Here is a 12,289-nt window from a genome sequence, read left to right on the forward strand (position 1 = left end):
ATCCGACGAATGCGGAGGTCTTTCTTACCGGTATCCCGGTCGCCGGGATACCCCCGCCCGGAGCTACGCTGCCTCAGGCATCCTGCTCCGAGCCCAGATCGCGCTGGTATTCGAGGCCTTCCTGACGCACCCCGCCCTGGTTGTGCTCGCCGTCCGGCGGCGTATGCGGGGCGATCCGATTCTGCGCGGCCGGGTCCGGCGACACCACCGGCTCAGTCTCGACCTCGGCCGGCCGTGGCCCGCGCTTGGGGTGCCGCGCGGAACGTCGCAATGCGGGGTGTCTCATGATCGTGCCTCCGGGGGAAGCCTGCCGCTTGTCGCGGCATCCCTACAGTCTAGGGGGCGAAACGGTAAATTGCCGGTAAAACATGCGCCGGCTTTGTAACAACTACAGCAATGCTCTGCACCGACCCAGGGCATGACGCCTTGCAGTGCGGGATGTGGTTCCATCGAGTGCGCGACAGGGCGCCGACATCGACGGTCGTATCAACATTGCCGTGGTCGCGACGGACGGTCGGCGGCCTGAGGCGTTTGCGTTGGCTGCGGCGGCGGATCGCCGATCGGCGGCGTGACCGGTTCGACGGGTTCGATCGGATCGGGTGTCGGGCCGGGGATCGTGTCGGGTTCGGCCGGGTCCGGCGGCGCGATGGGAGGTGCAGTGGGCGGCTCGACCGGTTCGGGCCGATGAGCGTGCAACCGCCTGGACGGCGCGGAAATGGCGGCGTAATACGACAGTTGCGGCGGCAGGTGCGGCATGTCGGTGACCTCGTTTTGCGTTCCACCGGAGCGCAGCAAGGCTTGTGCCGTTCGGGTGCCCGCCCGGAAGCCCGGGCGGGCGGATACGGGGGACGCGGATGACGTGCGAACGCGGCGCGGATCAGGCGTCCGCGCCGCCGAGTGCGCGTGATTCGTCGGTGGGATCGCCGTCGTCGCGCGCATCGTTGCCGTACTCGACGAGCCGGTTGTACAGCGTCTTCAGGCTGATGCCGAGAATTTCCGCGGCGCGCGTCTTCACGCCGCCGCATTGCTCGAGCGTCGCAAGAATCAGCTGACGGTCGGCTTCCGCGAGCGAGGTGCCGAACGGGATCGTGATCGCGGTGCCGGCCGCGGGTTTCGACAGCGTGATTTGCAACGGCACCGTCGCCGTGCTATCCGAATCCGCGCTCGACATGATGTGCGCGCGCTGCACGTAGTTCTTCAGCTCGCGCACATTGCCCGGCCACGGATACGACAGCAGCATGTCCTTCACCGCGACAGGGAAATGCTTCTTCGTGCCGTGACGCTCGTTGAGCTCATCGAGGAACGATTGCGCGAGCAGCTCGACGTCCTTGCCGCGCTCGCGCAGCGGCGGCAGGCTGATCGGAAACACGTTCAGCCGGTGGTACAGATCGAGCCGCAGCTTGCCTTCGAGCACCGCCTGCTCGGGATCGCGATTGGTGGCCGCGATCAGACGCACGTCGGTTTCGATTTCCTTGGTCGTGCCGACGCGCATGAACATGCCGGTCTCGAGCACGCGCAGCAGCTTTACCTGCAGCTCGATCGGCATCTCGGTGATTTCGTCGAGGAACAGCGTGCCGCCGTTCGCGCGCTCGAAATAGCCCTTGTGCTGCCGGTCCGCGCCGGTGAACGAACCGCGCTCGTGGCCGAACATTTCCGATTCGATCAGATTCGGCGAAATCGCGCCGCAGTTGACCGCGAGGAACGCGTGCTTGCGGCGCAGGCTCAGCTCGTGCAGCGTCTGCGCGGCAACTTCCTTGCCGGTGCCCGACTCGCCGACGAGCATCACCGAGGCCGCCGTCGGCGCGACGCGGCTGATCTGGTCGTAGACCTCCTGCATCGCCGGTGAATTGCCGAGCATCAGACCGAAGCGGCCCATGCGGCGCAACTCGCCGCGCAACGTGCCGATTTCGGCCTTCAGGTCGCCGGCGCGCGGCAGGCGCGACAAGATCGACTTCACGCGCTGCATGTTGATCGGCTTCACGAGGTAGTCGGCCGCGCCCATTTTCAGTGCGCTGACCGCCGACTCGACCGTCGCGTGGCCGGTGATCACGATCACTTCGACGCCGGAGCGCGGATCGAGATCTTCGAACAGATCGACCCCGCTGCCGTCGGGCAGCTTCAGGTCGGTGAAAACGACGTCCGGCATCTGCCGGATCAGTTGAATACGCGCTTCGCGCAGATCGCCCGCGGTGGCGGTCGTCAGCCCGTCTTCCCCGATGACGGCGGAAAGTGCCTCGCGGGTACCTGCGTCGTCATCGACAATGAGTACATGTGGCATCGCGTTTCGAAAGCCTGCAAGCGTGGGTCAGAAAATATGCGGAACATGCCAATGGGCATGCGGCTGGGTCCGGTCGGCTGCATGACGCGGAATCGACTGCGTTCCGTTCCGCCGACCATTTGATGAAAAATTGCAACAATGACGACCAAATTCGCGCCAACTTCCGCGTCATTGTTGCCTATTTACCTATTATACGGCTTTATAAGATTCATTTAACAATCCCGTTCCAAGCGCCGGCAGCAGGCCCCGTTGCATTCGAGCGAACCGCGTCAGCCGCGCGGAAACGGCCATGCGCGGTGTTCGCCGTTGACCTGCCCCGAGCCGTTGCCGCTGTGCGAGGCGGGCGCCAGCTCGGTCGACAAAGTCGCCGGCGCCGCCACCGCGCCGCCCTCGTTTTCCCAGCTGCTCAGCTCGCGCGCCGGTGAGACCTGGCCCGTGCGCTTGTGTTGCACGTAGCGAACCGCCAGGAAGCCGCCGATTGCCATCAATGCGCCAAAAAAACCAATTGTGGGTCGTGTCATCATGAACTCCTTGGATCGTGATGCGGATGAATGCAGCCGCGCCAAGCGTGCGCCACGCCTTCCGGCGAGCCGATGCGAGCGCCGCTCTCTGCGCCGCGTCTAACGCGCGACCAGCACGCCGAGCAGAAAACCGGTGCCCGCCGCGAGCGCGAGCGAGCGCCACGGGTTATGGCGCACATAGTGCTCGGCGCTGACCGCCGCCCCGCGATACCGGCGATGCACGTTGCGTTGCGCATCGCCGAGCGTCGATTGCAGCGTTTCCACGTGCGTGCCGAGCCGGTCGCGCAAGGCGCCGACGCCTTCGCCCGGCACGTTGGCGGCGAGCCGCAGCATTTCCTCCGAGTCCCTCAGCAGCACCCGAAGATCCTCGACGATCTTCTGTCCGCCGAGTGCAAGTTGTTGTGTGGTGTCAGTCATCGTTCACTCCTCGTCTGATTCGGCGTTCGTGCGTTGCCGCGGAATCGGTGCGTCGACCGGTGCAACAGTTCGGGCTTCGGGCGCACGATGCGGGTTGCCGGTTTGCGCTGGCCGGCGGCGCTGCGACGTAGCCGTCAAACCTCGCACGACTCGATCAAACGGTCAATGATGCAATGCATGTGCCCGGTATATTTACCGCTCCAGCGCGCTGATAAAGCCAATTTCGCGCACTTTCGACCGATTGCTCGCACGGCTATTTCAGCGGCTGCCAGTTCGATTGCCGGAATCAGTGTCGAAGTGGTTAAATTGTCTTTTATGAGATAGTGGCTGTACGGTCTATCGCATTCAAGGCCTGCGCGCCGCAACACGAACTCCATTTGCACAGGACTTCCCTTTTTATGGCGTCAATCGATCTGGACTCGCCCACCGTGTCCGCCGGTGGCAATGCTTCGCCACAAGCGAAGCAGCGCGTCGCGGACGCCGTCGCGGGACTGAAATCGTACGGGCTGCTGTACGGCTCGTCGCCGGTAATGCTCGATCTGTATGAACAGATCGAACGCGTCGCCGATACCGACGCGACCGCGCTGATCATCGGCGAATCGGGCACCGGCAAGGAGCTGATCGCCCGCACCATTCACGAGCGCAGCGGCCGCAAGGACGGCGCGTTCGTCGCCGTGAACTGCGGCGCGATTCCCGACGAGCTGATCGAAGCCGAACTGTTCGGCCACGAAAAAGGCAGCTTCACCGGTGCGGTCCAGGGCCGCGTCGGCTACTTCGAACATGCGAACGGCGGCACGCTGTTTCTGGACGAAATCACCGAAATGGCGCCGGTGCGCCAGGTCAAGCTGCTGCGCGCGCTCGAAACCGGCACGTTCTATCGCGTCGGCGGCAACGAGTTGATCAGCGGCAACGTGCGCGTGATCGCAGCGACCAATCGCGACCCCGCGGTAGCCGTCAAGGAAAACGGCTTGCGCGAGGATCTGATGTACCGGCTCGCGGTGTTTCCGCTGCGCGCGCCGCCGCTGCGCGAGCGCGAAAACGATCGCGAACTGCTCGCGCAACACTTCCTCGCGCAATTGAATCAGCAGGAAGGCACCAACAAGAGCTTCAGCAAACGCTCGATCGAAACGCTGCGTTCATGGTCGTGGCCGGGCAACGTGCGCGAGTTGAAGAACGCCGTATATCGCGCGTTCATTCTCGCGGAAAAGACGGTTGAATTGCCGCATCCGCATCTTGCGTCGCGAGTCAAGAAAGCGGTCACGCAAGGCGACGCGATGAGCGTGTGGATCGGCACGCCGCTCGCCGACGCGCAGAAGCAGATCATTCTCGGCACCCTCAAGTACTGCGGCGGCGACAAGCGACGCGCTGCCAAAGCGCTCGGCGTGAGCCTCAAAACGCTGTACAACCGGCTGAGCGCATACGGCGACGAAAGCGGGGAAGACGAAGCCGGCTCATAGGCACGGTGCAACGCGAGCCATCCGCCGATGGCGGCGGCCAGCTGTTGCGCTGTTCGTCATGATCCTTTCGCCGCGCGTTTCGCGGCACCGAATTCACCTGCTCAACGTCTCACGCCGACGGCAAATTCACCTGATGTCCCCAATACCTGGCAGAGCCAGGTAAGCCCGCCCATGCGACAGAAAACATCGCTGCGCACGATGTTTTGCAATTTCTTGCATTTTTTCGCTGCCAATTACAAAACGCATCCTGCACAATGCGGCTGCATAATGAACGACGTGTCCTTCGTTTACACGCGCGAAGCGTGAACGCAGGCACCTGTACGGGCAGGGACGGGAGAAATGCAAAAGAACATGGTGTGGGCTGTCAACGCGAAGTCCGTTGTCGCTGGCAAACGCCCCCACGTAACAGCGCTGATCGCGCTGGCGCTGGCGGTTTCGTCGGCATTGAGCGGCTGTAGTTCGTTGTACACGGAAGGCGCGGTCGCGGGCGCCGGTGTCGCGGGCGCCGCGGTCGCCAACAAGGTCACCAGCAATGCGGCGGTCGCGACCGGTATCGGTCTTGGCGCGGTCGCCGCCGCGCGCGCCGGTGTGCAGTACTCGGAGCGCGTAGTTCACACGAATACGCAGAACAGCATCGCGCAGGCGGCCGGTCCGCTCGAGGTCGGCGCGGTCGCCCCGTGGAGCATCACCCACTCTTTCCCAATCGAAGACGACGAACACGGCCGCGTGACCGTCAGCCGTCTGATCAGCACCGGCCCGCTCGACTGCAAGGAAATCGTCTTTTCCGTCGATCAAAACGCAACGCGCGACAAGCCCGCGAGCAGCGCGTTCTACATCGCATCGGTTTGCCGTGATGGTAAGGACTGGCGTTGGGCATCGGCCGAACCCGCCACCGAGCGCTGGGGTGCGCTGCAATGAAATTGCGTTCGCTTGGCGGTCCGATGGGTGATCGGATGCGGCTCATCGCGGCTGGCGCGCTATGCGTCGGCGCGAGCCTGCTGGCGAGCGGCTGCGCGTCGATCGGCGCCGCGAGCGGCGCGGCGGCGGGTGTCGCGTCGGGCCTCGTGACCAGCAATCCGGCCGTCGCGCTCGGCGTCGGCGTGGCCGTGCAGGCCGCGACCGACGAAGCGGTCGCGCGCTACATGCGCAGCATGCACAAGGATCAGCAGGATCTGATGGCGGCGCTGGTCGGCACGATGCCGGTCGGCGAAACGAAACCGTGGTCGGTCAAGCACACCTTGCCGATCGAAAACGGCCATGGCGAGGTGCGCGTGACCCGCGCGTTCAGCTCGGCGCTCGCGCTGTGCAAGGATTTCGTGTTCTCGGTGCAGGACGGCGACGGCCCGAACGCGCCCGAGAGGTGGTTCACGGCGAGCGCGTGCCAGCAGGACAAGGGTTGGAAGTGGGCCACGGCCGAGCCGGCGGTTACACGCTGGGGCAATCTGCAATAAAAGCGGCGAGGTTTTCCTCGCCGCTTTTTTGTCTGAACCGCAGTCGTTTCCGCGGCAACCCAAGCTTAAGACTCCACGTCTTCCAGACTGAAGATTTCGGTCTGGTCGTTATACGAAAAGATCTCGCCGTAACGGCCCCAGTTGATGACCGCGTCGAGCGTCTCTTCCGCCGCGCTGTCCGACAGGAAGTCCTCGAGCTCCTGCTCGAAACGCACGCGCGGCGCGCGATGTCCGGGCCGCTCGTTCAACACCTTCTTGATCCGCGCCGCGAGCGGCACGTGCCGCAGCAGATGCTCGGCGAACATCATCTTCCGTTCCTGCGTGCCGAACTCGGAGAACACGCGCGCCGGCGGCGTCAGGAAAATGTCGCCCTCGCGCACGTCGGCGAAACCGAGGTGCTGCAGCACTTCGGCGATCGGGAACAGATCGTCGACCTCCAGATGCAGCGAGCGCGCGATTTCCGGCATGTCCGCGCGGCCGTGATACGGCGCGGCGGCGAGCGTTTCGATCAGACCGGCCATCAGGTTGGTCGACACGTGCGGCAGCCAGCTACCGAGCTCCAGCCCCTTCTTGGTCTTTTCGTCGGTCTGACGCGCGGTCATCTTCGCGTAGATCTCGTCGACGAGGCGGCGGAATGCCGGGTCCAGACGGTTGCGCGGATGCTTGAACGGCACCTTGATCTCGGCGATCACGCGGCCCGGGTTCGACGACAGCACCAGAATGCGGTCGCACATGAACACCGCTTCCTCGATGTTGTGCGTCACGATCAGCACCGCCTTGATCGGCATGCGCCCCTGCGTCCAGAGATCGAGCAGGTCGGTACGCAGCGTTTCGGCGGTCAGCACGTCGAGCGCGGAGAACGGCTCGTCCATCAGCAGCAGCGTCGGATCGACGACGAGCGCGCGCGCAAAGCCGACGCGCTGGCGCATGCCGCCCGACAACTCGCGCGGATACGCGTTTTCGAAGCCGTCGAGGCCGATCAGGTCGATCGCGGCGAGCGCGCGCGTGCGCCGCTCCGACGCACCGACGCCTTGCGCCTCGAGACCCGCTTCCACGTTCTGCAGCACGGTCAGCCACGGAAACAGCGCGAAGGTCTGGAACACCATCGCGACACCCTTGGCCGGACCTGCGAGCGGCTTGCCCATGTACGTGACTTCGCCGTCGGTCGGCTCGATCAGACCGGCGATGATGCGCAACAGCGTCGACTTGCCCGAGCCCGAACGGCCAAGCAGACCGACGATCTCGCCCTCGCGCAGCGACAGATTCGCGTCGTCGAGGACGAGCAGTTCGCCCTGCGTCTTGTTGAAGCCGCGGCACACGTCCTTCACGCGCAGGATTTCCTCGCCGAGGCGCGGGGGCTTCGGCGGCGTCTGGATCGGCGCGGCGGTCATAGCAGCTTTAGGATTTTGCATCGCGTTAAGCCTTCATTTCTCAATCTAGACGGAGCTTGCCCTCGGCGTAGGCGTACATCGGACGCCACAGCAGACGGTTGAACAGGGTCACGAACAGGGACATCACGGCGATGCCCACGATGATCTTCGGATAGTCGCCCGCCGCGGTAGTCTGCGCGATATAGGCGCCGAGGCCATGCGCGGCGATCTTGGTATCGCCCCACTGCACGAACTCGGCAACGATGCTCGCGTTCCACGCGCCGCCCGACGCGGTGATCGCACCGGTCACGTAGTACGGAAAAATGCCCGGCAGCATCGCCTGACGCCACCACTGCCAGCCGCGAATGTGGAAATTCTTGGCCGCCTCGCGGTAGTCGTTCGGATACGAGCTTGCACCTGCAATCACGTTGAACAGGATATACCACTGCGTGCCGAGCACGATCAGCGGCGATAGCCAAATGTCCGGATTCAGGTGAAAGCGCACGATCGCGATCACGAAAACCGGGAACAGCAAATTCGCCGGGAACGCCGCGAGGAACTGCGCGAGTGGCTGCATCTTTTCCGCGAGCGCGGGGCGCAGGCCAATCAGCACGCCGACGGGCACCCAGATCACGGAAGCGATCGCGATCAGCACGACCACGCGCAGGAGCGTGATCAGGCCCAGCACGAACACGTGGCCGATCTCGTCGAGCGTCACGCCGGTACGCACATACAGGAACACGCGGTACACCACATACACCGTGGCGAGCAGCACGATCGCCGCCCAGATGAAGTCGCCGAGCTTCGAGTTCTTCTCGCGCTGCGGGATGTGAAAGCGCGGCGCGCTGAACGCCGGCAGTTGGAAGCGCACCCGAGCCGCGCGCGCGAACATCCAGCCGAGCGGCACGAGCAACCGGTGAATCAGCCGCGTGCGGCGGATCAGGTCGAGCAGCCACGATTCCGGCGCATCGCCCGAACTCGTGAACTCCATGCGGAACTTGTCCGCCCACGCGACGAGCGGCCGGAACAGCAACTGGTCGTACGCGAGAATCACGACCGTCATCGCGAGGATGACCCAGCCAATCGCGTGCAGGTTCTTGTCGCTGATCGCCTGCGCCAGGTAGGCGCCGATGCCCGGCAGCGTAATCGTATGATTGCCGACCGTGATCGCTTCGGAAGCCACGACGAAGAACCAGCCGCCCGACATCGACATCATCATGTTCCAGATCAGGCCGGGCATCGAGAACGGCACTTCGAGTTTCCAGAAGCGCTGCCATGAAGTCAGATGAAAGCCGCGCGAGACTTCGTCGAGATCGCGCGGCACCGTGCGCAGCGACTGATAGAAGCTGAACGTCATGTTCCACGCCTGGCTCGTGAAGATCGCGAAGATCGCGGCGAGTTCGGCGCCGAGCACGCGCCCCGGGAACATCGCGAGGAAGAACGTGACCGTGAACGAGATGTAGCCGAGCACCGGCACCGACTGCAGGATGTCGAGGATCGGCACCAGCACGAGACCGGCGCGGCGGCTCTTGGCGGCCAGCGTCCCGTAGACCAACGTGAAGATCAGCGACGCGACCATCGCCGCGAGCATGCGCAGCGTGGTGCGCATCGCGTACTCGGGCAGGTTGGCCGGATCGAGCGAGATCGCCTGCGTCTTTAGCGTCGACATCGGCGCGAGCGTCTCGTGAAAGCCGATCGACGCCATCGCGATCAGGCAGATGATCAGCGGGAACGCGACGAAGTCCCAGCGGTTGGGCAACACGCGCCATGCCGACGCATTGGCGGTGCGGTTCAGGTTGAAGCTGAAATCCATCAGATGCCCTCCCTCTTCAAACAGGCATTCGAACGCTCGAAGGAGGCCGCGGCTGCTCCGCGGCGGTCTATGGGTCGGTCCGGAAAGCGGAAATCAGGCATGGCAAAACGCGCGTGCGTGGTAAATCGTTAGCGTTGGAGACACATGGTCCGGCAATGGACTGGTTCGTGAACGCGTCGCCCACGACCACAACCATCACGCCGAACTCCTGTCGCCGCGGGCGCCGCCCGAGGGCTGGCGGGCTTTTCTCGTTTTGGACGGCACGACACTACACCATCCTATGTTTCAGGCACAACCTTTCGCCGCAAATTGCGATACGGCCTCGCGAGGCCGTGGCGTAAGGCTTCAGCAAGCCCCGGCACGCGTCGCCGCGCCGCACTGTACCCTGCTGCCGCGTGCTTCAGCGTGACACGTCGCGAGGCCGTCTCGCGGCGTGGCGCGCAAGCCACATCGGCGCATCGCCCCCGGCCATCGTCGCTCGATCGCTTCATTGGCCCGCACAGCTATCAAGAAAGCGGCGCGGCTGCCGTTAAGAACCTGATCGGCGCGGCATATGCAGGCGGCATCCCAGCAATAACGGTGGCATCGTGCCCCGCGACGGTTAAAATCGGGAAACGACGTACCTGTTTATCAGCGGATCATCCCGGGCATGGCGACGGCGCAGCGCACGTCGCTCGCGACGGGACGAAACCGCAGCTGATGCAGATAACGACACAGCGTTGAGAGCGCGCTGCCCACGAACGAGCAAGTTGCATGTCACAGCCAGACGGATCAGAGGGTCGATGAACAGGACAACCTTGCGCCAGGTAGCCGGGCCGGTCAGCTTCGTGCTGATCGTACTCGTCTGCTGGTTCGTGGCTGGCATGGTCGCGGACCGGATGGTACAGCAAGAGCTGGACGCGGCGTTGCGCACGCAGCGGCAAATGTCCACGTCGATCGTCGACAACATGGCTGAAGTGATTGCCAGCGACCTCGCGATGTCCCGCGCCATCCCCGCAACCATGGCCGAAATGGACGTGGTCCAGCGTGCCCTCGTGCAATCGCAGAATTATGCCGTGAACAGCGAGGCGGGGGAACCCGCCTTGCGAGCCGCCTTGCTCAAGGATCCGAAGATGGCCGGGGTCAGCAGGTTCCTGCACGAAGCGCAGGGCTTCTCCGGGCTCGATCAGGTCTGGATCGTCAACGCGAACGGCATTTGCGTCGCGTCGAGCGGCACGATGTCGAATCCCGAGGGTGCGCAGCAATCGTTCGTCGGCGTGGACATGCGCGCGCGCGGCTATCTGACCAACGCGCTGCTCGGCGCATTCTCCGAAGCCTACGGCGTGGGTCGCGCGAGCGGCGAGCCGGGCATCTTCATCGCCGCGCCGGTGTACGCGGACGGGCTGCTGGTCGGCGCGGTGGTCGCGAAGGTCGGCATCGCGCGGTTGCGCCACTGGGTCGCGCACGCGGGCACCTTCGTGTCCGACGACAACGGCGTCATCATCATGGCGCACAACAGCGCGCTCGAAGGCCACGCGTTGCCAAACTCGCGCGTCACGCTGATGAGCCCCGCCGAGCGGCGCATCATCTACCGCCGGGAGACGTTCCCCGACATGCTGATCCGCGAAGACACGCAAGTGCGTGAGCAGGCGCCGTGGGTGCCGGCGTCGGTCGCCGCGCAGCTGTTCGGCATGATCGAACGGCCGGCCCCGGCGCTCTATCAGAACCGCGGCGGCCTGAACTCGGGGCTCTCCGCGCACCTGGTCGATCCGCTCGCCGCGTGGCCGGAGCTGCTGCGCAACCACAAGCGCGACCACCTGCTGGTGTTCCTGACGCTCGCCGGCACCGTCGCGCTCGCGTGGGTGATCACCGTGTCCTACGTGCGCGAGCGGCGCCACCATCGCGCGACACGCGATCTCGCCGAGCAGTTGCAGTCGGCCAATACGCTGCTATCGGCGGAGGCGCGGCACGATGCGCTGACCGGCGCGCTGTCGCGGCGCTATTTCCTCGACCTGCTGCGCCACGAGATCGATCGCGCGCACGCGGGGCGCGAGCCGCTGTGCATGGCGATCGCCGATCTCGACCACTTCAAGCAGATCAACGACCGCTTCGGCCACGCCGCCGGCGACCGCGCGCTCGAACATTTCGTCGATACGTGTCGCGCCGAGCTGCGTGGCTCCGACGCGGTCGGCCGGCTCGGCGGCGAAGAGTTCGGCCTGCTGCTGCCGGCCACCGATCTGACGGGCGGGCGCGAAGTCGTCGAGCGTCTGCGGCTGCGGTTGAAAGCGGTGCCCTCGCCGAAGCTGCCGGCCTCGGCGGGGCTGAGCGTGAGCATCGGCATCACCGAACTGTCGCCCGACGATCTGCCCGAGCGTCTCATGAGCCGCGCCGATACCGCGCTGTATGCGGCGAAGACCGGCGGGCGCGACCGCACCGAAGCACTGCCGCCCGACGATACGGCGCCGCCTACGCGCACCGCGGTGAATGCCTGGTGAATGCCTGGTGAATGCCTGGTGAATGCCTGACGCTCGCCGAAATATTCAGCGCGCGACGGTATCGCCCTCTCCGCTCAGCCAACCCACGCCGACACCCTGCCCCGCGCTGAAAACGACGCCGAGCCTCCCACAACGAAGCAGGTATCATCAATCCTGATATCGGATTGTCACTACCGCACTAACGGGAGATTCGCATGAAGGGAAATCTGGTGATCGTCTGTCGCGATCACGACGCTGATGCTTTCGACCATCTGCTCGCCGAATACGGCGCGTTCCAGACGCGTCTGTCGTCGACCGCGTGGTATCTGAAACTGGAGGTCGCGCCGGAACTGATTCAGGAGGAAATACTCGCGCGCCTCGGCAAATATACGACGCACTATATTTTCGAGGCGGAATCGGTGACGTGGAATACCGTCGATAGCGAAACGGCGAACGCGTTGAATACGCTGTTTTCGGACTGAGCTCTCGCCGCTCGCGATGCCGACGCCTCGCGCGCGCATCGCGACTC

12 protein-coding genes are annotated in these 12,289 nt (G+C 64.6%); 5 read left to right on the forward strand and 7 right to left on the reverse strand.

Features of this window, described 5'->3' with window-relative positions; translation table 11 throughout:
- Positions 1-73: 73 nt before the first annotated feature.
- The 5 genes from OKW30_RS13845 to OKW30_RS13865 all read right to left on the reverse strand — a co-directional run bounded on the left by OKW30_RS13845 (position 74) and on the right by OKW30_RS13865 (position 3,216).
- The gene (locus OKW30_RS13845; RefSeq protein WP_090805626.1) at positions 74-286 is read right to left on the reverse strand and encodes a hypothetical protein; all 213 of its coding nucleotides are present in this window, start codon (positions 284-286) and stop codon (positions 74-76) included.
- Positions 287-486: 200 nt separating this feature from the next.
- A complete protein-coding gene (locus tag OKW30_RS13850; protein WP_184065536.1) occupies positions 487-756 on the reverse strand; it encodes a hypothetical protein in 270 nt (89 codons plus the stop codon).
- A gap of 121 nt (positions 757-877) precedes the next feature.
- Complete coding sequence (locus tag OKW30_RS13855) at positions 878-2,278, reverse strand: sigma-54-dependent transcriptional regulator (protein WP_184065533.1); 1,401 nt, start codon at positions 2,276-2,278, stop codon at positions 878-880.
- A gap of 269 nt (positions 2,279-2,547) precedes the next feature.
- Positions 2,548-2,799 carry a hypothetical protein gene (locus tag OKW30_RS13860; protein WP_429346932.1) on the reverse strand — a complete coding sequence of 84 codons (252 nt, stop codon included), beginning with the start codon at positions 2,797-2,799 and terminating at the stop codon, positions 2,548-2,550.
- A 99-nt stretch (positions 2,800-2,898) separates the two neighbouring features.
- Entirely contained in the window at positions 2,899-3,216 is a 318-nt protein-coding gene (locus OKW30_RS13865; protein WP_184059523.1) for a DUF883 family protein, read from the reverse strand.
- A gap of 398 nt (positions 3,217-3,614) precedes the next feature.
- Between OKW30_RS13865 and OKW30_RS13870 the strand changes: the two genes are divergently transcribed.
- The 3 genes from OKW30_RS13870 to OKW30_RS13880 all read left to right on the forward strand — a co-directional run bounded on the left by OKW30_RS13870 (position 3,615) and on the right by OKW30_RS13880 (position 6,124).
- Complete coding sequence (locus OKW30_RS13870) at positions 3,615-4,673, forward strand: sigma-54 interaction domain-containing protein (RefSeq protein WP_429346933.1); 1,059 nt, start codon at positions 3,615-3,617, stop codon at positions 4,671-4,673.
- 339 nt (positions 4,674-5,012) lie between these two features.
- Complete coding sequence (locus OKW30_RS13875) at positions 5,013-5,591, forward strand: hypothetical protein (RefSeq protein WP_429346934.1); 579 nt, start codon at positions 5,013-5,015, stop codon at positions 5,589-5,591.
- Entirely contained in the window at positions 5,588-6,124 is a 537-nt protein-coding gene (locus tag OKW30_RS13880) for a hypothetical protein (protein WP_429346935.1), read from the forward strand. The genes OKW30_RS13875 and OKW30_RS13880 overlap by 4 nt, the downstream gene beginning before the upstream one ends.
- A 65-nt stretch (positions 6,125-6,189) precedes the next feature.
- Here OKW30_RS13880 and OKW30_RS13885 read toward each other — a convergent pair whose 3' ends face one another.
- Positions 6,190-7,536 (reverse strand): AAA-associated domain-containing protein, encoded by a 1,347-nt coding sequence (locus tag OKW30_RS13885; protein WP_026225663.1) that lies wholly within the window; start codon positions 7,534-7,536, stop codon positions 6,190-6,192.
- A gap of 19 nt (positions 7,537-7,555) precedes the next feature.
- On the reverse strand, positions 7,556-9,307 hold the full coding sequence (locus OKW30_RS13890) for an ABC transporter permease (protein ID WP_429346936.1): 1,752 nt from the start codon (positions 9,305-9,307) through the stop codon (positions 7,556-7,558).
- A 782-nt stretch (positions 9,308-10,089) separates the two neighbouring features.
- Between OKW30_RS13890 and OKW30_RS13895 the strand changes: the two genes are divergently transcribed.
- A complete protein-coding gene (locus OKW30_RS13895; protein ID WP_184065517.1) occupies positions 10,090-11,781 on the forward strand; it encodes a sensor domain-containing diguanylate cyclase in 1,692 nt (563 codons plus the stop codon).
- 194 nt (positions 11,782-11,975) lie between these two features.
- Positions 11,976-12,242, forward strand: coding sequence for a hypothetical protein (locus OKW30_RS13900; RefSeq protein WP_018419782.1), 267 nt, complete (start codon positions 11,976-11,978; stop codon positions 12,240-12,242).
- The last annotated feature ends 47 nt before the right edge of the window (positions 12,243-12,289 follow it).

This window comes from Paraburkholderia sp. Clong3 (genome assembly GCF_050436485.1).
Lineage (GTDB): Bacteria > Pseudomonadota > Gammaproteobacteria > Burkholderiales > Burkholderiaceae > Paraburkholderia > Paraburkholderia tuberum.